This is a genomic window from Demequina sp. NBRC 110057 (assembly GCF_002090175.1).
Classification (GTDB): Bacteria; Actinomycetota; Actinomycetes; order Actinomycetales; family Demequinaceae; genus Demequina.
Map to the genome: position 1 here is coordinate 209,053 of NZ_BBRN01000004.1, position 22,868 is coordinate 231,920.

21 protein-coding genes are annotated in these 22,868 nt (G+C 72.0%); 9 read left to right on the top strand and 12 right to left on the bottom strand.

From position 1 onward, the window contains the following. Positions 1–5 precede the first annotated feature (5 nt). The 8 genes from B7K26_RS05835 to B7K26_RS05870 all read right to left on the bottom strand — a co-directional run bounded on the left by B7K26_RS05835 (position 6) and on the right by B7K26_RS05870 (position 5,543). Entirely contained in the window at positions 6–968 is a 963-nt protein-coding gene (locus B7K26_RS05835) for an ABC transporter ATP-binding protein (RefSeq protein ID WP_084077918.1), read from the bottom strand. Continuing rightward, on the bottom strand, positions 965–1,768 hold the full coding sequence (locus B7K26_RS05840) for an ABC transporter permease (protein ID WP_084077919.1): 804 nt from the start codon (positions 1,766–1,768) through the stop codon (positions 965–967). The genes B7K26_RS05835 and B7K26_RS05840 overlap by 4 nt, the downstream gene beginning before the upstream one ends. Beyond that, complete coding sequence (gene modA / locus B7K26_RS05845; protein WP_084077921.1) at positions 1,765–2,553, bottom strand: molybdate ABC transporter substrate-binding protein; 789 nt, start codon at positions 2,551–2,553, stop codon at positions 1,765–1,767. The genes B7K26_RS05840 and modA overlap by 4 nt, the downstream gene beginning before the upstream one ends. Next, complete coding sequence (locus tag B7K26_RS05850; protein ID WP_084077923.1) at positions 2,550–2,954, bottom strand: molybdopterin-binding protein; 405 nt, start codon at positions 2,952–2,954, stop codon at positions 2,550–2,552. The genes modA and B7K26_RS05850 overlap by 4 nt, the downstream gene beginning before the upstream one ends. A gap of 49 nt (positions 2,955–3,003) precedes the next feature. Further along, on the bottom strand, positions 3,004–4,020 hold the full coding sequence (moaA, locus tag B7K26_RS05855) for a GTP 3',8-cyclase MoaA (protein ID WP_234998759.1): 1,017 nt from the start codon (positions 4,018–4,020) through the stop codon (positions 3,004–3,006). Beyond that, positions 4,002–4,415: a molybdenum cofactor biosynthesis protein MoaE gene (locus B7K26_RS05860; protein ID WP_084077927.1), complete on the bottom strand. Its 414-nt coding sequence runs from the start codon at positions 4,413–4,415 to the stop codon at positions 4,002–4,004. Before B7K26_RS05860 ends, moaA begins: the two co-directional genes overlap by 19 nt. Beyond that, positions 4,412–4,909 carry a molybdenum cofactor biosynthesis protein B gene (locus tag B7K26_RS05865; protein ID WP_084077929.1) on the bottom strand — a complete coding sequence of 166 codons (498 nt, stop codon included), beginning with the start codon at positions 4,907–4,909 and terminating at the stop codon, positions 4,412–4,414. Before B7K26_RS05865 ends, B7K26_RS05860 begins: the two co-directional genes overlap by 4 nt. Positions 4,910–5,006: 97 nt before the next feature. Next, positions 5,007–5,543, bottom strand: coding sequence for a PH domain-containing protein (locus B7K26_RS05870; protein ID WP_084078582.1), 537 nt, complete (start codon positions 5,541–5,543; stop codon positions 5,007–5,009). A 184-nt stretch (positions 5,544–5,727) separates the two neighbouring features. Here B7K26_RS05870 and B7K26_RS05875 point away from each other — a divergent pair, with 184 nt between their 5' ends. From B7K26_RS05875 to B7K26_RS05885, 3 genes are read left to right on the top strand one after another with little or no spacing between them, the layout of a single operon-like run. Then, entirely contained in the window at positions 5,728–7,266 is a 1,539-nt protein-coding gene (locus B7K26_RS05875) for a circularly permuted type 2 ATP-grasp protein (protein ID WP_234998761.1), read from the top strand. Beyond that, positions 7,260–8,183: an alpha-E domain-containing protein gene (locus tag B7K26_RS05880; protein ID WP_084077932.1), complete on the top strand. Its 924-nt coding sequence runs from the start codon at positions 7,260–7,262 to the stop codon at positions 8,181–8,183. The genes B7K26_RS05875 and B7K26_RS05880 overlap by 7 nt, the downstream gene beginning before the upstream one ends. Further along, positions 8,180–9,016: a transglutaminase family protein gene (locus B7K26_RS05885; RefSeq protein WP_084077934.1), complete on the top strand. Its 837-nt coding sequence runs from the start codon at positions 8,180–8,182 to the stop codon at positions 9,014–9,016. Before B7K26_RS05880 ends, B7K26_RS05885 begins: the two co-directional genes overlap by 4 nt. Before the next feature lie 15 nt (positions 9,017–9,031). Here B7K26_RS05885 and B7K26_RS05890 read toward each other — a convergent pair whose 3' ends face one another. Further along, positions 9,032–10,516, bottom strand: a complete 1,485-nt coding sequence (locus B7K26_RS05890) for a D-alanyl-D-alanine carboxypeptidase family protein (RefSeq protein ID WP_143340521.1) — start codon at positions 10,514–10,516, stop codon at positions 9,032–9,034. 146 nt (positions 10,517–10,662) lie between these two features. Here B7K26_RS05890 and leuS point away from each other — a divergent pair, with 146 nt between their 5' ends. From leuS to holA, 5 genes are all read left to right on the top strand, one after another. Continuing rightward, the gene (leuS, locus tag B7K26_RS05895; RefSeq protein WP_234998716.1) at positions 10,663–13,164 is read left to right on the top strand and encodes a leucine--tRNA ligase; all 2,502 of its coding nucleotides are present in this window, start codon (positions 10,663–10,665) and stop codon (positions 13,162–13,164) included. A gap of 24 nt (positions 13,165–13,188) precedes the next feature. Further along, entirely contained in the window at positions 13,189–14,031 is an 843-nt protein-coding gene (locus tag B7K26_RS05900) for a DegV family protein (protein ID WP_084077939.1), read from the top strand. Between the two features lie 101 nt (positions 14,032–14,132). Continuing rightward, complete coding sequence (locus B7K26_RS05905; protein ID WP_234998717.1) at positions 14,133–14,888, top strand: ComEA family DNA-binding protein; 756 nt, start codon at positions 14,133–14,135, stop codon at positions 14,886–14,888. Continuing rightward, positions 14,885–17,191, top strand: coding sequence for a ComEC/Rec2 family competence protein (locus tag B7K26_RS05910; RefSeq protein ID WP_084077941.1), 2,307 nt, complete (start codon positions 14,885–14,887; stop codon positions 17,189–17,191). Before B7K26_RS05905 ends, B7K26_RS05910 begins: the two co-directional genes overlap by 4 nt. A 4-nt stretch (positions 17,192–17,195) precedes the next feature. Then, positions 17,196–18,176 (top strand): DNA polymerase III subunit delta, encoded by a 981-nt coding sequence (holA, locus tag B7K26_RS05915; protein ID WP_084077943.1) that lies wholly within the window; start codon positions 17,196–17,198, stop codon positions 18,174–18,176. Positions 18,177–18,283: 107 nt separating this feature from the next. Here holA and rpsT read toward each other — a convergent pair whose 3' ends face one another. From rpsT to B7K26_RS05930, 3 genes are all read right to left on the bottom strand, one after another. Continuing rightward, on the bottom strand, positions 18,284–18,544 hold the full coding sequence (gene rpsT / locus B7K26_RS05920; protein ID WP_084077945.1) for a 30S ribosomal protein S20: 261 nt from the start codon (positions 18,542–18,544) through the stop codon (positions 18,284–18,286). Positions 18,545–18,626: 82 nt separating this feature from the next. Further along, complete coding sequence (locus B7K26_RS05925; RefSeq protein ID WP_084077947.1) at positions 18,627–19,151, bottom strand: type II toxin-antitoxin system PemK/MazF family toxin; 525 nt, start codon at positions 19,149–19,151, stop codon at positions 18,627–18,629. Between the two features lie 31 nt (positions 19,152–19,182). Next, positions 19,183–20,865, bottom strand: coding sequence for a bifunctional diguanylate cyclase/phosphodiesterase (locus B7K26_RS05930; RefSeq protein WP_159449624.1), 1,683 nt, complete (start codon positions 20,863–20,865; stop codon positions 19,183–19,185). Positions 20,866–21,012: 147 nt separating this feature from the next. Here B7K26_RS05930 and lepA point away from each other — a divergent pair, with 147 nt between their 5' ends. Continuing rightward, positions 21,013–22,866 (top strand): translation elongation factor 4, encoded by a 1,854-nt coding sequence (gene lepA / locus B7K26_RS05935; protein WP_234998718.1) that lies wholly within the window; start codon positions 21,013–21,015, stop codon positions 22,864–22,866. The last annotated feature ends 2 nt before the right edge of the window (positions 22,867–22,868 follow it).

Below are 22,868 nucleotides of genomic sequence, written 5' to 3' on the forward strand. Positions count from 1 at the left end.
GCGCCCTACGCGGCGTAGCGATCCGTTCCCGCGGCCACCGTGCACCGCACCGCCGCGCCGCGGCCGAGGAGCCTGGGGTCGACCGTGACCGGGTCGACGTCGCACGCCAGCGTGCCCTGCTCGACGTCGATCCACAGCCGCACGGACTCGCCGTGGGCCTCGACCCGCGCGACGGTGCCCGCGAGCCCCTCGTCGCCGGAAGCGAGCCGGACCTGGCCCGGGCGGGGCGCGCTGAGGGTGCCGTCGGCGTGACGCAGCAGGCCGCGACCCGCGAGCCTCGCGGTGAAGTCGTGGCGGGGGCGCGTAAGCACCTGGGCCCGCGGGCCGCTCTCGGCGAGCGTGCCCTCGTGCATCACCATCACGTCGTCGGCGAGCATCGCGGCGTCCAGCAGGTCGTGCGTCGCGATCACCGCGGTGACGTTGCGCAGGACGTCCACGAGCAGGGTACGCATCGCGCCCGCCGCCTCCACGTCGAGCGCCGACAGAGGCTCGTCGAGCAGGAGCACCTGGGGCTGCGTGGCGAGCGCCCGGGCGAGGGCTACCCGCTGAGCCTGGCCGCCGGACAGGGCGTGGGCGGGCTTGTCGGCGAGGCTCGATGCCCCGACGCGCTCGAGCCAACCGCGGGCCTGTTCCCGCGCGGCGCGGCGCGACAGCCCGCGGGCGCGTGGGCCGAACGCGACGTTGTCCAGCACGCTCATTCCCGCGAAGAGCGCGGGGTCCTGCGTGAGCAGGGTGAGGGGCCTCCGATGCGGGGGCAGCCACGTGCGGCCGTCCTGGCACACGGTGGCGCGCTCCTCGCCAAGGGTGACGGTGGCATCGGGCGCCCGCAACAGCCCTGCGGCGACGGCAAGCAGTGTCGACTTCCCCGACCCATTCGGCCCCAGCAGGGCGACGGTGCTGCCGGGCTCGACGCCGAGGCGCGCGTCGACGCCGCGCTCGGGCACCCGGGCGGCGACCTCGAGCCTCACGCGGCGCGCTCCGTGACGCGGCGCGCGGCACGCGCCGAGCCGCCATAGGCCAGCGCCACCACCGCGAGCGACACCAGGACGAGGACCAGGGCGAGCGCCACCGCGGCATCGGCGTCGATCTCGCGCTGGAGGTAGATCTCCAGCGGCACCGTACGGGTGACGCCCTCGAGCGACCCGGCGAACGTGAGGGTCGCGCCAAACTCGCCTAGGGCGCGGGCGGCGGCGACCACCAGCCCCGACACGAGCGCGGGCCACACCCGGCGCAGCGTCACGTGAGTGAGCGTGAACCATGGGCCCGCGCCGAGCGTCGCGGCGACCTCTTCGTGCCGCGTGCCGTCCGCGCGCAGCGCCGCCTCGAGGCTCAGCACCAGGAACGGCAGTGCCACGAAGGCCTGGGCGAGGACCACTGCCGTGGTGGAGAAGGCGATGTCGACGCCGAGGGCCTCGAACGTACCCCCCAGCAGTCCGCGCTTGCCGAAGGCGTAGAGCAGGCCGAGGCCGCCGACCACGGGCGGCAGCACGAGCGGCGCGAGCACGAGCGTGCGCACCAGCGTCCTGCCGCGGAAGTCCACGCGCGCGAGCAGCACGGCGAGCGGCACCCCCAGCACGAGCACCAGGAGCGTCGAGGCGGTCACGGTGCGCGCCGACAGCGCCAGCGCGGCGAGGGCACTGTCGGAGGTGATGAGCGTCGGCAGCTCCGCCCACGGCACCCGCGAGACGAGCCCCGCGAGCGGCAGCAGGATGAGACCCGCGCCGATCGCGGCAGGGACGAGAAGCCAGCGCGGGGCGCCGAACGTCACGCGGGACCGAACCCGTAGGAGGCCAGCGTGGCCTCGCCCTCGTCGGACAGCACCGCCGCGATGAACTGGTCGGCGAGCTCGGGCTCGGCAGCCTGAGCGAGGCGAGCGATGGGGTAGCTCGTGCCCGCGGCGGCGGCCACATCCTCGCCGCCGCCCAGCGGGACCGCCTCCGCCTCGCCCCCCGAGCCGGCGACGTCGGTCGTGTACACGAGGCCCGCATCGGCCTGACCGGAGGTGACCTTCGCGAGCACGTCCGTGACGGACTGCTCCTCGCTCACGGGGGACAGGGTGACTCCCGCTGCCTCCTCGACGCCCGCGGCCACGGCGCCGCAGGGCACGGGTGCGGCGCACACGACGACGTCGAGGGCCTGGTCGTCCAGGTCGTCGAGACCCGTGATGCCGGCCGGATTGCCGGCGGGCACGGCGATGGTGAGCGTGTTGGTGGCGAAGGTGACGGGCGGCTCGGCGAGCTCCTCGTCGGTGACGACGGTCATCTGGGCCTGGTCGGCCGAGGCGAAGACGTCGCCGGGCGCGCCCTCGATGATCTGGGTGGCAAGGCCGGAGGAGCCGCCGACGTTGAGGCGCACTGTCACGCCGGGATGCTCCGCCTCGAAACCGGCCGCGATGTCCGTCATGGCGGCGGTCAGCGAGGCGGCCGCATGCACGGTGATCTCCCGGGTGTCAGTGGCGCTGGCCGATGCCCCCGCGTCGGCCCCCGCGGTGCAGCCCGCGAGGAGTGCGGCGGCCGCGGCCCCGGCCGTGAGGGCTGCGAGTCGCGCCGTCACGCGGACGCCTGCGGGCGCTCGACGATCACCGTCGTGGACTTCACCACTGCGGTGGCGACGACCCCGGGTTCGAGGCCGAGGTCGTCCACCGCCTCGGTACTCATGAGGGAGACGATGCGGTGCGGGCCGCAATGCAGCTCGACCTGAGCCATGACCGCGTCCTTCACGACGCGCGTGACGATGCCGACCAGCTGGTTGCGGGCGCTGCGCGCCATCCCCGATCCGTCCGTGGTGGCGCGGGCACGCTCGGCGGCGTGGCGCGCCACGTCGGCGCCGTCGATCAGCACCCGGCCGGCGCCGTCCTTGACGGTGGCGACGGCCTCGGCGTCGATCCAGCGGCGCACGGTGTCGTCGGACACGCCCAGCAGCGAGGCGGCCTCGGTGATTCGCAGATGCGGCATGAATCAGACGTTAGTGCCGCATCTGCGGGCGAAACAAGCCAGAAATGCCTCAGCCGCCGATGGCGCTCATGGGCCGGTCGGGCTGCAGGAAGCCGGGGTCGTCGATGTCGTGGCCGGGCCTCTTGAGCCGCAGGTTCGCGGCGATCGCGTCCGCGAGGTCCGCGTCGGTGCCGCCGCCGCGCAGCAGCCCCCGCAGGTCTGACTCCTCGCGGGAGAACAGGCATGCGCGGAGCTGGCCGTCCGCGGTGAGGCGCACTCGGTCGCACGTCCCGCAGAACGGCGCCGTCACAGACGCGATGACGCCCACCGAGGCGGCGGTGCCGGCGATGTCCCACACCTGGGCCGGGGCGGCGCCGCGGTCGCCGCGCTCGACGAGGGTCCACTCGGCGCGCAGGGACGCGAGGATCTCCTCGCCCGTGACCATCTCCTTGCGGTCCCAGGTGTGGCCGCCGTCGAGCGGCATCTGTTCGATGAACCGCATCTGGTAGCCGTGGTCCACGCAGAAGCGCGTGAGGTCCGCGACCTCGTCGTCGTTGACGCCGCGCATGGCGACGGCGTTGATCTTGATGGGGCTGAGCCCGGCCGCGTCGGCCGCCGCGATGCCCGCGAGGGTCTCGACAAGCTTGTCGCGGCGGGTGAGCTCAAGGAAGCGGTCGCGGCGCAGGGTGTCGAGCGACACGTTGACGCGTGTGAGGCCGGCGTCGACGAGGCGCGAGGCGAGCTGCGGAAGGCGCAGGGCGTTGGTGGTGAGGGAGATCTCGGGACTGCCGCCGGGGCCGGTGAGGTGGGCAAGGCGGTCCACGACGTCGACCACGTCCGCGCGCAGCAGGGGCTCGCCGCCCGTGAGGCGGATCTCCTCGATCCCCATCTCGACCGCGACGCGCGCGATGCGAACGATCTCGTCGGTGCTGAGCATCGTGTCGCGCTGCAGCCACGGCACGCCGTCGGCCGGCATGCAGTAGGTGCACCGCAGCGAGCATCGGTCCGTCAGCGAGATGCGCAGGTCCCTGTGCACGCGCCCGAACCTGTCGGTCAGCCCCGCGTGCGTCACGAGATTCCCACCCAGGTGTGCGAGCCGTCGGCGAGGATCTCTCGCTTCCAGATGGGCGCCTCCGCCTTGACGCGCTCCACGAGGTCCCGGCAGGCCTCGAACGCCTCGGCGCGGTGAGCGGAGGACACCGCCGCGACGATCGCGGCCTCTCCCACGCCCAGGCGGCCGATGCGGTGGCTGAGCGCCGCTCGCACTCCGCCCGCGGCGGTGAGGGAGGCGGCGATCCCGGCGAGGACCTCGCCGGCGTCAGGGTGGGCCGAGTACTCGAGGACCACCACCTCACCGTCCACCGAGGGGTCGTGGTCGCGGACAAGGCCCACGAAGGTCGCGACGGCGCCGTCCGCGCTGGTACTCACGGCGGCGACGTGCTCCATAAGGTCGAGCGGCTCCTCGGTGATGCGGGCGATCAATGGTCCGCCCCGTCCACCTGGGCGACGAGGTGGCCCAGCAGCGGCAGGAGGGCGGCGACGCCGTCCCTGGCCGCCCCCTGCGAGCCGGGAAGGTTGACGATCACCGCACGCTGGGGGGCCGCCGTGATGCCGGCGAGGCCTCGGCTCACTGCCGCCATCGGGGTGGCATGGGCGCCCTCGCGGCGCAGCAGTTCGGGGATGCCGGGCAGGTCCCGCTCGAGAAGGGGCGCGGTGGCCTCGGGGGTGAGGTCGCGCGGTGCGACGCCAGTGCCGCCTGTGGTGAGGATCACGCGCGCGCCGGAGGCTCGGGCGGCAACGATGGCGTCGCGGACGCTCTCGACGCCATCGGGGACGATGCTCACGGCCACGCTCGCGCCGGCCTCGGTCAACGCGGCCGCGATGGTCGGGCCGGACGAGTCGGCGGCGGTGCCGCTCGCGCGTCGGTCGGACACGGTGATCACGGCGGCGGTGACGCCGGACAGGTCGCTCGGCATGGGTCCTCCCGGGCTGGTGAGTCTGTCACGGTACGCGGTCCCCGCGACGCCCGTGTGGCGGGCGCCTCACGACGCGCCGCACGCGGCCGTGAGGACGTCAGCCGGTGGTGGTGTCGGTGGTCGGGTTGTCGTCCCCGTCGAGGGCGTCGAACACCTCGTCGTAGAGCAGGGCGTGGACCTTTTCGACGTCGGGGATGTCGTCGAACTCCAGCGGGTCGTCGGATGCCGACTCGATGATGAGCGTTCCCGTGCGGAACAGGCGGTCCACCAGGCCGTGGCGGAACTGCACGGTGTTGATGCGCTGCAGGGGGATGTCGATTCCCGTCTTGGTGAACACGCCGGTGCGGAAGATCACGCGGCGATCCGTGATGACGAAGTGCGTGGTGCGCCACCGGATCCAGGGTGCGACTGCCAGCCATGCGACGAGCACCACGCCGAGGACGCCGAGGATGATCGCGATCCAGTTCTCCGCGGTGTCGCTCCAGTGGGTGGACGCCAGCCACCACCACACGAGGATCACTCCCGCGATCGCGAGCAGCGAGACCGCGATGGGCCAGAAGAGCGCCTTCCAGTGCGGATGACGGTCGACGACCACGGCCTCGTCGGGGGCAAGCAGTCCGCGCGGGTATCCCATGGCGCCACTGTACTGAGCGGTGTCGTCGGCAGGAAGAGCGGCCGGCCACAGCATCGGCCGCGCGCAATCGACACGACACATTGCTGCCACGCGAGAGACATGATTCCTGGTTAGCGTGGGGGTCATGAGCGAAGCTGCTACCCCCTGGAGCGGGTATACCCCCGCCGCGGCGTGGGACGAGGCGATGGATCTGCACGGCACGGTGCGCGAGCACTACCGGCACGTCTATGCCGAGATCGACAGGATGAGTGGCGACGACCTGTACTCCAGGGCGGAGGCGCTCGCGTCGACCTACCTGGCCCAGGGAGTCACGTTCGATCATGCCGGTGAGGAGCGGCCGTTCCCGCTGGACATCGTTCCGCGCGTCGTGGGCTCGGACGAGTGGGACATCATCTCGCCGGGCGTCGCGCAGCGCGTGCGCACCCTCGAGGCGTTCCTGGCGGACGTCTACGGCTCGCAGCGGTGCGTGACGGACGGCCTGGTGCCGCGCCGGCTCATTGCCTCCAGCCAGTACTACTACCGGCAGGTCGCCGGGGTGGAGCCTGCGAACGGCGTGCGCGTGCACGTGGGAGGCATCGACCTGGTGCGCGACCAGCACGGCATCTGGCGTGTGCTCGAGGACAACGTGCGCGTTCCCTCGGGAGTGAGCTACGTGCTGTCTAACCGGCGCGCGATGAGCCAGATGTTCCCGGAGATGTTCGGCGCGATGGGCATCCGCCCGGTCCTGGAGTACTCGCGGCGGCTGCGCTCCGCCCTCGCCAAGTCCGCGCCCGAGGGGGTCGACGATCCGACCATCGTGGTGCTCACGCCGGGCGTCTACAACTCGGCCTACTACGAGCACTCCCTGCTGGCCCGCACCATGGGCGTGGAGCTGGTCGAGGGCCGCGACCTGGAGACCGTCAACGGGCGCGTGTACATGCGCACCACGGCGGGAAGGCGGCGCGTGGACGTGATCTACCGGCGCGTCGACGACGACTACCTCGACCCGGTGCAGTTCCGCCCCGACTCGGCGCTGGGGGCGCCCGGTCTGGTCAACGCCGCTCGTCAGGGAAACGTCACGATCGCCAACGCGATCGGCAACGGCGTGGCCGACGACAAACTCATCTACACGTACATGCCCGAGCTCACGCGCTACTACCTCGAGGAGGAGCCGATCCTCCCCAACGTCGACACATGGCGACTCGAGGAGCCGGCCGCGCGCGAGGAGGTCCTCGACAGGCTCCACGAGCTGGTCGTGAAGCCCGTCGATGGCGCGGGAGGCAAGGGGGTGCTGATCGGACCCAAGGCGTCGGCGGCCGAGCTCGCGGCGGCGAAGGATCAGATCAGCGCCGACCCGCGCGGCTGGATCGCGCAGCCCGTGGTGCAACTGTCCACGGTGCCGACGCTGACGGAGGATGGGCTCGAGCCGCGCCACGTGGACCTGCGCCCGTTCGCGATTAACGACGGGGACGACGTCTGGGTGCTGCCCGGCGGCCTCACGCGCGTGGCACTCGAGCGCGGCCAGCTCATCGTGAACTCGTCGCAGGGCGGGGGATCCAAGGACACCTGGGTGCTGGGAGGGGTGCGAGACCGCACGCCCCGCCAGGCGCCCGAGGCGAAGGTCGAGTTCGGCGGCATGCACGCGGTGCCTCAGACCGCCCACCCCGAGGACGTCGTCGCGGGCCAGCAGCAACAGCAGCAGCAACAACAGCAGCAGCGCGAGGACGGGGGAGCGTCATGCTGAGCCGCATCGCCGAGTCCCTGTTCTGGATCGGGCGCTACGTGGAGCGCGCGGACAACACCGCGCGGCTCCTCGACGTGCACCTCAACGTGCTGCTCGAGGACCCGTGGGTCGACGAGCCCAGCGCCAACGCCTCCATCCTCACCGTGATGAGTGCCGAGGCCGACGGGCCGGTGTCGCGCACCGACGTGCTGCATCGGCTCGCATTCGACCGCGAGGCGACATCGTCGATCGCCGGCTCGCTGATGGCGGCACGCGAGAACGCGCGCCGGGCACGCGAGGTCATCTCGACCGAGGTGTGGGAGTCGCTCAACACCACCAGGATGGAGCTGTCGCGCTGGTCGCAGGCGGCGCGTCCGCACGAGTACTTCGTGTGGGTGCGCGAACGCACCGCGGTGGTGCGGGGCCTCGCCTCCGCGACCACGTCCCGCGACGACGCATGGCACTTCCTCGAGCTGGGCCGCTCCCTGGAGCGGGCGGACATGATCGCGCGCCTGCTCATGACGCGGTCGCTCGACGGCACCGCGGGACCCGACTGGACCACGCTGCTGCGCACCTGCTCGGCCCACGAGGCCTACCTGCGCACCGTGCGCGCGCTCGTGACCGAGGAACGCGCCGCCGAGTTCCTGCTGGTGGACCGGCTGTTCCCGCGCTCCATCGCGTACAACCTCGACATGGCCGAGTCGATCCTGGCGGACATCGAGGGCTCGTCGCGCTCGCGGACGCTCGCCGGGCGTGCCCAACTGGCGCTCGGGCGGGCGCGCACCAACCTCGAATACTCGGCGGTGAGGGAGATCCTCGACGACCTGCCGTTCCAGATGCAGGCAGTGCAGAAGGCCTGCGCCACGGCATCGGACATCATCCGTGACCGCTACTTCCTTCCCGACGCCACCGTCGTGTGGAACCAGGAGGCACTGTGACCACGCTGCGCATCGAGCACCGCACGCACTTCCGGTATGCGGCGGACGTCGGCTCGTCGTACAACGAGGCGCGCGTGACGCCCGCGTGGCTGCCACGCCAGCGCGTTCTCGACTCCACCGTCGACATCTCCCCGGTGTCGTCGCGCTCGTCGTACCGCGACTACTGGGAGTGCGACGTCACGACGTTCGAGGTGCTGCAGCCGCATCGGTCCCTCACCGTGGACAGTCGCTCCGTGGTCGAGGTGTCGAGCCTGCAGCCGCGCGGCGAGAAGGCCGGCTGGGAGGCGCTCCAGGGGCCCCGGTTTCAGGACCTGTTGTGCGAGTACCTCGAGAACTCCGCGACAACGGCCCCGCCGGAGGACCTCGCGCAGTTCGCGCTCGACGCGTCGCACCGCAACGGTCCCGAGGCCACGGCGCGCGCCATCTGCGAGTACCTGCACAGCGAACTGAACTACGTGCCGGGCGCCACGACGGTGCACACGGCGGCGACGGAGGCGTGGGAGGCGCGGTCGGGAGTCTGCCAGGACTTCGCGCAGCTGGCTCTCGGGGCGCTGCGGTCGGTGGGCATCCCCGCGCGGTACGTCTCGGGCTACCTGCACCCCAAGCGCGATGCCGAGATCGGCGAGACCGTCGCTGGAGAGAGCCACGCCTGGGTCGAGTGGTGGACCGGGGAGTGGACCGGCTTCGATCCCACCAATGACCGCGAGGTGGGCGACCACCACGTCATCGTGGGTCGCGCCCGCGAGTATCGCGACGTGCCGCCGCTGTCGGGGGTCGTCGCCGGTTCCACCGAGAAGCTCGACGTCACGGTGAAGGTTACCCAGATCGCGTGAGGCCCGGCGCGGGGCTCAGCCCTGGTGCTCCAGGTGCCAGGGCTCGGGCTTCGCGCCCCCCGGGGACGCCCACTCGGGAAGCGCCCAGTCGAACCGTGGCGCGTTCTCGATGAGCCACGCGTAGGCCTCGCCGCCGTACCCGCCGGGTAAGCCCGACGCGTTGAGGTCGATCGCCGCGCCCCAGCCGTGCTGAGACGTGCCCGGTCGCGCCGCCATGCGTCCCTTGGTGGCGCGCGCCACCACCTGGCCCGTCAGGTCGCGGTACGAGTCGGTGATCGTGATGTGGGAGCCGAAGCGGTCGTGGAACGCGGCGTCGAGCAGGTCGAGGTCAGCTGCGGCGTGACACGACAGGCGATGGTCCTCGTCCCACGGCAGGACGCACAGGGCGGTGTCGGGAAGGAGCCCGTTGCGGGTGCCCACGAGCGTCGGCACGTCCTCGCCTGTGTACCCGATGCGTTCGGCGAGCGTGGGGGAGTCCGTGAGCGGAATTCCCTCGCTCACCACCTCGAACAGAAGCTGCGCGAGCTCGCCGCGGGTGAGGGTGTCGCCGGCGGCGGCGTCGACGGCGTCGCCATCGGGGTCGGCCACGCCGAGGCTCTCGAGCCACTGGGTCGAGGTCTCGAACTCCGTCGGCACCTTGAGGGGCTCGAAGGACAGCCCGGGGACGAAGACGATGCGGCGCTCGCCCGCGACGCGGTGGAGCGCGAGAGCCACCTCGCCCCGCGTGGTCGCGGCGTCCGGCGCGAACTCGTCGCCGCCGCCGGCGAGGTCCACGTCGTTCGCCGCGAGCCAGGCGATCTCGATCAGCGCGGGAGCGTCGTCCTCCAGGTCCGCGTAGGGAGGCTCGGCCGGCGGCACCTGATACGGCATCCCCGCCGCCCGGTAAAGGAAGGCCGCGAGGTCCGTGCGGGTCGCGTCATCGTCCGCACGGAAGGCGTCGTCGTCCTCGGCAAGGCCCCAGCCCAATCCCGCGCCAAGCGTCGCGAGCCATCCGATGGCCTCCGCGTACGGGGTGAAATGGGGGTCTCCCTTGACCGCGGACACGTCGCCGAACGTGGTGCGCGGCGTGGTCGCCGACCACAGCCCTGGCGAGGCGTAGGCGGAGGCGGTGGGGGACGGCTCGGTGGGGGTGTCGGTGTCCTCGTCGGCCGTGGTGCCGGCGTCGGGGCCGGCGCTCGCGGACGGCTCCGGGGTGGCGCTGGGGTCCGGCTCTGCGGTGCCGCTGGGGCGAGGGGAGGGCTCGGCCGTCGCGCTCGGCTGGGGCGTCGCCGTGCCGGTGGGTTGGGGCGTCGACGTGCCGGTGGGCTGGGGCGTCGCCGTGGCGGACGTCTCCGGCGTCGGGCTCGCGGTGCCGGCGGACTGGCTTGTCGACGACTCCGGCGTCGGTTCCGCGCTGGGGGTGGCCGATGCGGGTCCCGCCACGGCGAGAGCCGCCACGATCGCGGCGGTCGCCGCCACCGAGACGGCCCGCGTCGCGCGGGTCCACCAGCCCTGCCGCATCGTGCGCTCCTCCGGCCACGGGGGCCGTTTCCCGCGCCATCGTTCAAGAGTCGCACCGGGGACGCGATCTGTCCCGGCGAACGGCGAAACCGGCCCCCGCATCGGCCCCGTACACGGCGCGCCTGCGCGCCGATAGAATCCTGTGCGTGACTTCTGCGCCCGAGACCGACGAGACCAGGTACGACTTCCGCGCCATCGAGGAGCGCTGGCTTCCCGTGTGGCGCGAGACCCAGCCCTTCCGCTCGGGCGACCCCGACGACACCCGCCCCACCAAGTACGTGCTCGACATGTTCCCGTACCCGTCGGGCGACCTTCACATGGGCCACGCCGAGGCGTACGCGCTCGGCGACGTCATCGCCAGGTACTGGGGCCAGCGGGGCTTCAACGTCATGCACCCCATCGGCTGGGACTCGTTCGGTCTTCCCGCGGAGAACGCCGCGATCAACCGCGGCCTTGACCCGCGCGGCTGGACCGAGGACAACATCGCGCAGCAGCGCTCGTCGATGGAGCGCTACGCGTGCTCGTTCGACTGGGACCGCGTCCTCGCGACCCACCGCCCCGACTACTACCGCTGGAACCAGTGGCTGTTCACGCGCCTGCACGAGAAGGGCCTGGCGTACCGCAAGCACTCCAACGTGAACTGGTGCCCCAAGGACCAGACGGTGCTCGCCAACGAACAGGTGGTCGGCGGCCTGTGCGAGCGCTGCGACACCCCCGTCACCAAGAAGAAGCTGAACCAGTGGTACTTCAAGATCACTGACTACGCGGACCGCCTGCTGGACGACCTCGAGGGCCTCGAGGGGTCGTGGCCGTCCAAGGTCATCGCGATGCAGCGCAACTGGATCGGACGCTCGACCGGTGCCGACGTGGCCTTCGTCATCGAGGGTCGCGACGAGCCCATCGACATCTACACGACGCGTCCCGACACCCTTCACGGCGCCACGTTCATGGTGGTGGCGGCCGACTCCGACCTGGCAGCGGAGCTTGTTGAAGGTGCCGAGGCGTCCGTCGCGGAGGAATTCGCGACCTACGTGGACCAGGTGAAGTCGGCAAGCGAGATCGACCGCCTGTCCACGGAGCGCCCCAAGACCGGCGTGTTCCTGCAGCGCTACGCGATCAACCCCGTCAACGGCGAGCGCCTGCCCATCTGGGCATCGGACTACGTCCTTGCCGACTACGGCCACGGCGCCATCATGGCCGTCCCGGCGCACGACCAGCGCGACCTCGACTTCGCCCGCGCCATGGACCTTCCCGTGCGCGTCGTGCTCGACGTGCGCGGCGAGGACGGCGAGCCGGTGGAGGACCCCGCGGTCTCTGGCGTCGCCGCAGCCGGCGACGGCACGCTGATCAACTCGGGCGCGCTCGACGGCAAGTCGAAGGCCGACGCCATCGAGGCCATCGTCGCGGATCTGGGCGCCGCCGGCACCGGCAAGGCGTCCACGAACTACCGCCTGCGCGACTGGCTGATCTCGCGTCAGCGCTACTGGGGCACCCCCATCCCGATCGTCCACTGCGACGCCTGCGGTGAGGTGCGGGTCCCCGACGACCAGCTGCCCATCGAGCTGCCGCCGGCCGAGGGCCTTGACCTCAAGCCCAAGGGCACGTCGCCCCTGGGTGGAGCGACCGACTGGGTCAACACCGAGTGCCCGTCGTGTGGCGGCCCCGCCCTGCGTGATACGGACACGATGGACACCTTCGTCGACTCGTCCTGGTACTACCTGCGCTACACGTCGCCCGGCAAGACCGACGGCCCCTTCGACCTCGACGCGGTCAAGAAGTGGGCGCCCATCGACCAGTACGTGGGTGGCGTCACGCACGCGATCCTGCACCTGCTGTACTCGCGCTTCTTCACCAAGGCGCTGTTCGACATGGACCTCGTGGACTTCCAGGAGCCCTTCTCGGCGCTGCTGAACCAGGGAATGGTCCAGATGGACGGCTCGGCGATGTCGAAGTCGCGCGGCAACATCGTGCGCCTGTCGGAGCAGCTCGACGAGTTCGGTGTGGACGCCGTCCGCATCACGATGGCGTTCGCCGGCCCGCCCGAGGACGACATCGACTGGGCCGACGTCTCGCCCGGCGCCTCGTCGAAGTTCCTGGCGCGTGCCTGGCGCCTCGCCCGCGACGTGGCCTCCGAGCCGGGGGCCGATGCCGCCGCCGGTGACGCCGCGCTGCGTGCCATCACCCACCGCACCATGGCCGACTGCGCGCAGCTGGTCGAGGGCTTCCGCTTCAACGTGGTGGTCGCCCGCACCATGGAGCTGGTCAACGCGACCCGCAAGGCCATCGACTCGGGTGCCGGCGCCGCCGACCCCGCCGTGCGCGAGGCCGTCGAGGCCGTCTCCGTGCTGCTGAGCCTCTTCGCGCCCTACGTCGCCGAGGACATGTGGTCGATCCTTGGCCACGAGAACGTCGCGACCGCCGGCTGGCTCGAGGTCGACGAGTCGCTCCTCGTGGAGGACACCGTCACCTGCATCGTCCAGGTCAAGGGCAAGGTGCGCGGCCGACTGGAGGTCGCCCCCGACATCACGGAGGACGCGCTGAAGGAGCTCGCGCTGGCCGAGCCGGGTGTCGCGCGTGCCATCGGCGATGCGGGAATCCGCACCGTCATCGTGCGAGCCCCCAAGCTCGTGAACATCGTGACCGCGTAAGGCTCCGCCACAGGGAGCACTGAGATGACCGTCGCCGTCGTCACCGATTCGTCGGCCACACTGCCGGCCGATCTGGTGTCGCGGTGGGGCATCACGGTGGTGCCGCTGCAGGTGGTCGTGGACGGCTCGCCCCGCGCCGAGGGGGTCGAGATCTCCTCCGCGGAGGTGCTGGCGGCGCTGGTGGCCGGGCAAGAGGTGGCGACGTCTCAACCCTCCGTCGAAACCTTCGCGGCGACCTTCAGGCGGCTCGCCGACGACGGCGCCACCTCCATCGTCGCCGTGCTCCTGTCCTCTCGCCTGTCCGGGACCGTGGCGGGGGCACGTCAGGCGGCCGATGCGGTCGCCATTCCCGTCACCGTCGTCGACTCGGCGCAGGTCGCGATGGCGACGGGCTTCGCCGCGCTCGCCGCCGCGTCCGCGGCGTCGGCCGGGCTCGGCCCTCAGGAGTGTGCCGAGCGGGCACGCCAGGTCGCAGCCACCGCGACCTGCACCTTCACCGTCGACACCCTGGAGTTCCTTCGCCGCGGCGGACGTCTGTCCTCGGCGGCCGCCGCGATGGGGCGCATGCTGCAGGTGCGGCCCGTCCTCGACATCGTCGGCGGCGAGGTGGCGGTGGCGGAAAAGGTGCGCTCGACGGCCCGCGCACGTGAGGCCGTGACGCGGCGCGCGCTCGACGCGGCGCAGGCGTGCACCAACCCGGTCTTCGCGGTCCTGACCCTGGGCGGCGACTACGGGGACCAGTGCGTGGCCGAGCTCCCGGCCGGAGCGACGGTGGTGCGGGCCGACGTGGGCGCCGTCCTCGCGGTGCACGCGGGCCCGGGCGCCCTCGCCATCGCGACGGCCGACCTCTCGCTGCCGCCTACCTAAGCCCGCGGCGCCTCGTCCCCAGGACCGGTGCGACGTGGGCGCCGTCCCCATGGTGGGACGGCTCCCACCCCGCGGGAGCGCGGCCGGCCTAGCGTCGACGCATGGATGCCGAACAGCGCGAGACCGATGCCTTGGCCCGGTGGCGCGATAGTGCGTCGGCCGCCGCCGGGCGAGCCTACGAGGCCGCGCACGGCAGGGAGATCGCGGACGAGTCCCGCGGCATGCGCTGGGCGGTCTCGCCACGGGTCGCCATGACCGTGGCGTGTGGCCTCGCCCTCGCCGTCCTGCTCGCGTGGGCGCTCCTGCGTCCCACCGCCGAGTCGCTGGGCCCTGTCCCCGCCGTCGCCGTGTCGCCGACCGTCTCCGCAAGCGTGGGCGCCGTGGCCGAACAGGCGCCGTCCGATGACGGTGGCGCTCACGCGGCGGCGTCAGCGACGGAGGCCCCGATCGTCGTCTACGTCTCCGGAGCCGTCGCGCGGCCCGGCCTCGTGGAACTCGCCGCTGGCGACAGGATCGCCGATGCCGTGGAGGCCGTCGGGGGCGCCCTGCCGGACGCCGACCTCTCGGCGGTGAACCTCGCGCGGGTCCCCGCCGACGGCGAGCAGATCGCCGTGCCGGTCGAGGGCGAAGCGCCCGCGGCGCCCGCCTCGGGTGCGGGCGCGCCGTCGCTGGTGGCGCTCAACTCCGCCGACGCAGCGGCGCTCGAGGAACTCCCCGGCATCGGTCCCGTGCTTGCAGAGAGGATCGTGGCCGACCGCGACGCCAACGGACCCTTCGCGACCGTGGAGGACCTCGCCCGGGTGTCGGGGGTGGGGGATGCCCTCGTGGAGAACCTCGACGGACTCGTCACGATGTGACGCCGCGTCACGACGCGCGGCTCGTCTCCGTCGCCGGCGGGGCATGGTGTGGAGCCGCGCTCGCCGTCGTGGGGCCGCCGGGAGGGGTCGCCCGCGGCGTTTTCGTGGCCCTCGTCATCGCGGTGGGCGCGCTGGTCGCGGCCGCGTGGGGCGAGCGGCGGTCGCCGACCACGCCATGGTGGTGCGCCTGGGCGGCCGCGCTGGGACTCGCCTGCGCGGGCGCCGCTGCCGCGGCGACCACCGCCACGCTTCACGACGGCGCGGCGAATCACGCTCCCGCGGACGCGGTCCAGGCGGGAACCGTCCGGCTCACCGGCACAGTGACCGCGCCGCCTCGCGCCGCGTCGCTGCGTGGCACCCACGTCGTGTTCGTCGAGGTACGCCTCTCGGGCTGGACCCGCGATGCCGGCGAACCGGAGTGGCATCCAGCCGAGGGAACCGCCACGGTCGTCCTCGCGCGGGGCGAGGTGGAACGCGACGACGTCATCGAGGTCGCGGCTGATCTCACCGAGGACGACGAGGGAGAGGCCATCGCGTGGGATGCCGTGCTCGTGACCCGCGAGGCGACGGACGGTGGTCCGCTCGCCGAGTCGCGGCGCTGGGTCGCTCTGCACGCCGCGCGGCTCCCCGAGACGACGGGCGGCCTCGTGCGCGGGATGCTCACGGGGGACACGAGCGCGATGCCGGAGTCGCAGGTCGCCGCGATGCGCGTGGCGGGACTCGCCCACCTCACCGCCGTCTCCGGCGCGCACTTCGCCGTCGTGACCATGGTGGTCCTCCTGGCGTCTGGGTGGGTGCGCGCGGGTCGGGCTGTGCGCGCGGTGAGCGTGGGCGCGGCGGCGCTCGTGTTCGCCGCCTTCGTGGGCCTCGAGCCCTCGGTAGCGCGCGCCGTCGTCATGGCCCTCGTGGTGGCCTGCGCGCTGGCCGCGGGACGGCGCGCCAGGGGGCTACCCGCGCTGAGCGTTGCAGTGGTGGGGGTGAGCCTTGTCTCGCCGGATCTCACCCTGCGGCAAGGCTTCATCATGTCCGTCGTCGCCGTCGCCGCCATCGTGCTGTGGGCTCCCGCGCTCGCGCGCAGGCTGGCGAGGGTGCTCGCGCCGCGCGCCGCCCGCGCCGTCGCGGTACCCATCACCGCGCAGGCGGCCCTCACGCCCTTGTTGTTGCTGCTGCAGCCGGGCGTCAGCATGCTCGCTGTCCCCGCGAACCTCGTCGTCGTGCCCTTCCTGGCGCCGCTGACGGTGACCGGACTCCTCGCCGCGGGCATCGGCCCCTGGTGGCCCGCGGCCGGACACGCGCTCCTGGAGGCTTCCGCCATCGCCGCCTGGCCCGTGGCACGGGTGGCCGATGCCGTCGCGGCACTCCCCGGCGCGACGCTGGCCTGGCCCTCGGGGGCCACGGGAATGTCCGTGGCGATCGCCGCCGTCGTCGCGGGAATCGTCGCCACTGTCGCGCACACGAGGCGCTCCCGCGTCGCGGCAGGCGTCGCCGCGGCGGCACTGGTCGCCGGCGCGCTGGCGCCCGGGCTGCGCCCGGTCTCGCGCATCGAGGACTGGAGCGTCGTGGCCTGCGACGTGGGCCAGGGGGACATGATGCTGGTGCGCGCCGGCCCCCAGGCGGCAGTGGTGGTGGACACGGGGCCGGAGGACGAGCTCGCCGTGGCCTGCCTCGACCGCTACGGGGTGACCGAGGTGCCGCTCATGGTGCTCACCCACCCCCACGCGGATCACGACTCGGGAGCGGCGGCCGTGGCGACGGCGGTACCCGTCGCCCAGGCGTGGGTCGCCGCCATCGCCCTCGACGGCGAGGCGGCCCGTGACCTGCGCGGTCAGGGCGTGCCCGTCGTCGTGCCGGCGCTCGGGGCCACGTCCGCGGTGGGCGAGGTGGGCGTCGAGGTGCTCTCGACCCGCCACCTCGACCCGGACGAGGACAACGTCAACGACGCCTCTATCGTGACGCGCCTCACCGTCGACGCGATGGCGGTGCTGACCCTCGGCGACCTCGAGCCGGACGCCCAGCGCGAGCTGGCGACCCGCGGCGGGCCCCAGGACGTGGGGGTGGTCAAGATCGCCCACCATGGGTCGCGCTTCCAGGACGAGGGGCTGGCCGCGGACATCACGGCGGACGTCGGCGTGGTGAGTGCCGGCGCGGACAACGACTACGGGCATCCCGCGCGCGCGGCGTTGGACCTGTACGACGACCGGGTGGGCGCACTCGCGGTGACCGCAACCTGCGGGGACGTGGTCATCACCGCGGACGCTTCTGGCACGGCCGCCGCCCGCTGTCGGGGGGACGTGGGACCCTAGTGCCATGGCAGCCCGCACCCGCACCGCAGAGCCCACCTGGCACCGCGCCGCCCCCGCACCCGTGGTGCTCGTCTCCGGCCCGGAGGCGCTCCTGGGTCAGCGCGCGATCGAGCGCATCGTGGCGGCAAAGAACGGCGCCCCGGTGACTCGTCTCGACGCGGGCGCCTACACGCGTGGCGCGCTGCTCGCGGCTGCCTCGCCGTCCCTGTTCGACGACGCCGGGATCGTGGTGGTCGAGGGCGCCGAGGCCATGAACGACGAGTTCCTGCAGGACGCGCTTGCGTACGTGACGCAGCCCGACCCCGACGTGGTGGTGGTGATCCGCCACGGTGGGGGAGTGCGCGGCAAGAAGCTGCTGGACACCCTGCGCAAGGGCGGCGCGCCCGAATACACGTGCCCGGCAGTGAAGAAGGACGCGGAGATCGTCGACTTCGCGCGCGGCGAGTTCGAGCGCGGCAAGCGGCCCGTGTCCGCCGCCGTGGTCCGCAGCCTTGTCGACGCCGTGGGTAGCGACATCGCCGAGGTCGCCGCCGCGTGCCACCAGTTGATGAGCGACGTCGACGGCACCATCGACCAGGACGCCGTCACGCGGTACTACGGCACGCGCGTCAATGCGACGGCCTTTAGCGTGGCCGATGCTGCCGTGGGTGGCGACGTCGCCACCGCCCTGTCGCTGGTGCGGCACGCGCTCGCGACCGGGAACGACCCCGTCCCGCTCAATGCGGCGCTCGCCGCGAAGCTGCGCATCCTCGCCAAGGTGGGTGCCGCGCGCGGGCGCCGTCTCGACCCCACCCGTGACCTGGGGATCTCGCCGTGGCAGGCGGACCGGGCGCGGCGCGAACTCCAGCGCTGGAGCGCCGAGTCGTTGGCACAGGCGATCGACGCCGTCGCGACGGCCGATGCGGAGATCAAGGGAGCGTCTCGTGCCCCCCAGTTCGCCCTCGAGCGCGCCGTGAGGACCGTCGCGCAGCTCGCGCAGCGCTAGTACGCAGGGAGCTCGCGCGTCGCACCGGCGCCGGCGGCATCGGGCATGCGAAAAGCCCCGCCGCACCGCGAGGTGCGACGGGGCTCGTCGTGAAGAGGTGAGGCGCCTTAGAGAGCGGCGACCTTCTTGGCCAGCGCCGACTTGCGGTTCGCGGCCTGGTTCTTGTGGATGACGCCCTTGGAGACGGCCTTGTCGAGCTTGACCTCGGCGACCTTCAGGGCGGCGACGGCCTTGTCCTTGTCGCCCGCGGTGATGGCCTCGCGCACCTTGCGCACGTTGGTCTTCAGCTCGGACTTGACGGCGACGTTGCGCTGGCGGGCCTTCTCGTTGGTGCCGATGCGCTTGATCTTGGACTTGATGTTTGCCACAGCGATCCTTCTCGATGATGGTGAAACTGATGAAAACTTAGAGGGCTGGAGCGCGAGCCGCGCTCACACACGAACGACAATCCTACCAGCATCGGCGCTTTTTTGCTGCATCGATGACGGAGTCGAATCGGGTCCTGTCCAGGATAGCGCCCTCGCGGCGCACCGCTGCCGGGTCGACGCGCACGATTCTGTCGAGCCTGACCTCGCTGGGGCGGCGCTGTCCGTCCCAGGCGCCGGTGCCGATGTCGAGCCAGTGGCGACCCCACCTGGCCTCCTTCACGGCGTCGAGGTCGTGGTCCTTGCTCGTGAGCATCAGCCCTAGGAGCCAGTCGCCGTCGCGACCGATGAGTAGGACGGGGCGATCCTTACCGCGAGAGAAGTCCTCCTCGAACGGCACCCAGGTCCACACCACCTCGCCGGGGTCCGCGCGCCCGTCCAGCGTGGGGGAGTACGACACGGTGGGCCGCCCGGTGAAGTCCCCCGGATAGGCGCGCCGTGTGCCGGCACGCGGCCGTGTCGAGGGGCGCGTCGTGCGCGTGGGGCGGCGTAGCCGCGACGCGATGACGGCGAGCGCGATGACAGCGACCGCGGCGAGCAAGACCTCCATGGGCCCCAAGGGTAGGGCCAGACGGCGGTGCCTACGCGAGCGAGGCGGCGGGCTCGGCGGACGGGCCCGCCGTGGGCGGCGCGATGCGCGCGCCGGGGATGAGGTGGGACGGCTGGGGGTGGCCAAAGAGGTAGCCCTGGGCGAGCTTCCAGCCGTGGGCGAGGGCCTGACGGTACTGCGCCTCGGTCTCGACCCCCTCGATGATGCCGTCCATGTCGAGGCTCTCCACGAGGCTTGCTACGGCGGTCGAGATGCGGTCGCCGGTCGAGCGATCTCCCAGGCGCAGGGTGAATTCGCGGGCGAGCTTGAGGCCGGACACGGGGGAGCGCAACACGCTCGACAGGGCGCTGTAGCCCGTGCCGAAGTCGTCGAGGAGGAGCTCGACGCCCATCTCGGTGAGCCCCTGCAGGTCGGCGACAGCGGTCTGCGTCGCGACGAGCATCCCCGACTCGGTGATCTCGAGGGCGAGGCGGCGAGGGTCGATCCCGTGGGCCTCGATGGCACGCGTCACCACACCGGTGAGGTCGGCGGGGCCGATCTGCCTGGTGGAGACGTTGACGAGGACCTTGCCGCCGAAGTCGGGGCGCGCAGCGAGGAACGCGCACGCCTCGTTGAGGACGAACTCGCCGAGCGGGATGACCAGGTTGGCCTCCTCGCACACGTCGATGAACTCGCCGGGCATGAGCAGGCCGCGCTCCGGGTGGCGCCAGCGCACCAGCGCCTCGTACGCGACGGGGCGGCGCGTGCCCATGTCGACCACCGGCTGGTAGTGCACCTCGAGGTGACCCTCGCGCAGCGCGACGCGCAGTTCCGTCTCGATGGACAGCCGCACCATTGCCTCGTTGCGGAAGTCGGCGGAGAACACGGCGAGGCGGTCGCGGCCAGAGGACTTGGCACGGGACATGGCGATGTCCGCGTCGCGCAGCAGCGTCTCGGCCGTCACGCCCGGCGCGCCCATGGCGAGGCCCGCGGAGACGGTGGGCACCACCTCGTGCCCCGCGACGATGACGGGCTCGCGCACGGCGGCCAGCAGCGCCGTGAGGAGGGACCGGGCGGCGTCCTCCGTCAGGTCCGTCGCCGCGATGACGAACTCGTCTCCGCCGAGCCGGGCGACGGTGTCCCCGGGACGCACCGACGTCTGGATGCGCTTGGCGACCTCCGTGAGGAGGCGGTCACCGGCCTCGTGGCCCAACGAGTCGTTGACCACCTTGAAGTGGTCGAGGTCCACGAAGAGACAGGCCGTCGACGTGGCGGCGCGCTCGAGCGACACCTTGAGGCGCTCGAGCAAGAGGGTCCGGTTGGCCAGCCCGGTGAGCCGGTCGTAGTACGAGTGCTGCTCGACAAGGGCGTGGGCGCGGCGCACCTCGGTGAGGTCCTCGACGTGCAGCACCGCGCGCCACGGCGAGCCGGGGAGGCGGCTGAGCGTGGCGCGCGTCCACAGCACGTCGCCCGTCGCGTGCACGCACCGCTGCTGAAGCTGCACGCGGTCGTGGGTGCCGTGGGCGAGGTGGCTGACCACCTGCCGATGCTGGGGTCGGTCGTCGGGATGCGTCAGGTCGGCAAGGGCGCGGCCCAGCAGCGCCTCGGCGGTCGAGCCCAGGAGGACGGCGAGCGACGGGTTGACGGCGTCGAGACGGCCGTCAGCGTCCAGGATCGCCATCCCGACGGGCGAATCCTGGAAGGTGCGGCGAAACACCTCGGCGTCGTGGGTCACGTCGCGCCTCTCCTCAGCATCAGGGCGGGGTGCCATCTCCTCGCCTCCACGAAAGGTATCGGCATATCCGACCGACGCATGAGAATTCCGTCACTCGTGGGACAATGGCGTGTCCCGCCCCCCGCAAGACGAGGAACGCCCTTCACCGTGTCATCTGCGCACCGCATCGAGCCCGCCGCCACCGCGCCCGAGCTGATCCGCAACTTCTGCATCATCGCCCACATCGACCACGGCAAGTCGACCCTTGCGGACCGCATGCTGGGCATTACCGGCGTCCTCGAGGCCCGCCTGCAGAAGGCGCAGTACCTCGACCGCATGGACATCGAGCGTGAGCGCGGCATCACCATCAAGTCGCAGGCAGTGCGCATGCCGTGGGAGGTCGACGGAACCCCGCACGCGCTGAACATGATCGACACTCCCGGTCACGTCGACTTCACCTACGAGGTCTCCCGGTCGCTCGCCGCGTGCGAGGGAGCCATCCTCCTGGTCGACGCCGCGCAGGGCATCGAGGCGCAGACCCTCGCGAACCTCTATCTCGCGATGGAGAACGACCTCACCATCATCCCGGTGCTCAACAAGATCGACCTGCCCTCGGCGGACCCGGACAGGTACGCGGCGGAGCTCGCGCAGCTCATCGGCTGCGAGCCCGAGGACGTGCTGCGGGTCTCCGGCAAGACCGGTGCCGGCGTCCCCGAGCTGCTGGACCGCGTGGTCCGCGACATCCCCGCCCCCGTGGGCGACCCCGCGGCACCGACCCGCGCGATGATCTTCGACTCCGTCTACGACACCTACCGCGGCGTGGTCACCTACGTGCGCGTGGTGGACGGCGCGCTGAAGCCCCGCGAGAAGATCGCGATGATGTCCACCCTGGCCACCCACGACCTTCTCGAGATCGGCGTCATCAGCCCCGAGCCCAAGCCCACCAAGGGCCTCGGCGTGGGCGAGGTGGGCTACCTCATCACCGGCGTGAAGGACGTCCGCCTGTCCAAGGTGGGTGACACCGTCACGGCGGCGGCGCGCCGCGCCGAGCAGTCGCTCGGCGGCTACCGCGACCCGCAGCCGATGGTGTATTCGGGCCTGTTCCCGCTGGACGGAGCCGACTTCCCGGTGCTGCGCGATGCGCTCGACAAGCTGCAGCTGAACGATGCTGCGCTCGTCTACGAGCCCGAAAGCTCCGTCGCGCTGGGCTTCGGCTTCCGCTGTGGCTACCTGGGCCTGCTTCACCTGGAGATCGTCCGCGACCGCCTGGAGCGCGAGTTCGGCCTCGACCTCATCTCGACCGCGCCCAACGTGGTCTACGAGGTCGAGATGGAGGACCGCAAGGTCGTCACCGTCACCAACCCCTCCGAGTTCCCGGCGGGCAAGATCTCGCAGGTGCGCGAGCCCGTGGTGAAGGCGTCGATCCTTGTTCCTAGCGAGTTCATCGGCACGGTCATGGAGCTGTGCCAGGAGCGCCGCGGCGTCATGGGCACCATGAACTACCTGTCCGAGACGCGAGTGGAGATGCACTACACCCTCCCCCTGGCCGAGGTGGTGTTCGACTTCTTCGACCAGCTCAAGTCCCGCACGCGCGGCTACGGCTCGCTCGACTACGAGCCCGCCGGCGACCAGGTCGCCGACCTCGTCAAGGTGGACATCCTGCTGCAGGGTGAGACCGTCGACGCGTTCTCCGCAGTGGTGCACAAGGACGCCGCCTACGCGTACGGCGTGTCGATGGTGACCAAGCTCAAGGACCTCATCGACCGCCAGCAGTTCGAGGTCCCCATCCAGGCGGCCATCGGCTCGCGCATCATCGCCCGCGAGACCATCCGCGCCATCCGCAAGGACGTCCTCGCCAAGTGTTACGGCGGCGACATCTCGCGTAAGCGCAAGCTGCTCGAGAAGCAGAAGGCCGGTAAGAAGCGCATGAAGAACATCGGGTCGGTCGAGGTGCCGCCCGAGGCCTTCATCGCCGCGCTCAGCACCTCCGACGACGGCTCGGACAAGGGCAAGAAGAAGTAGCG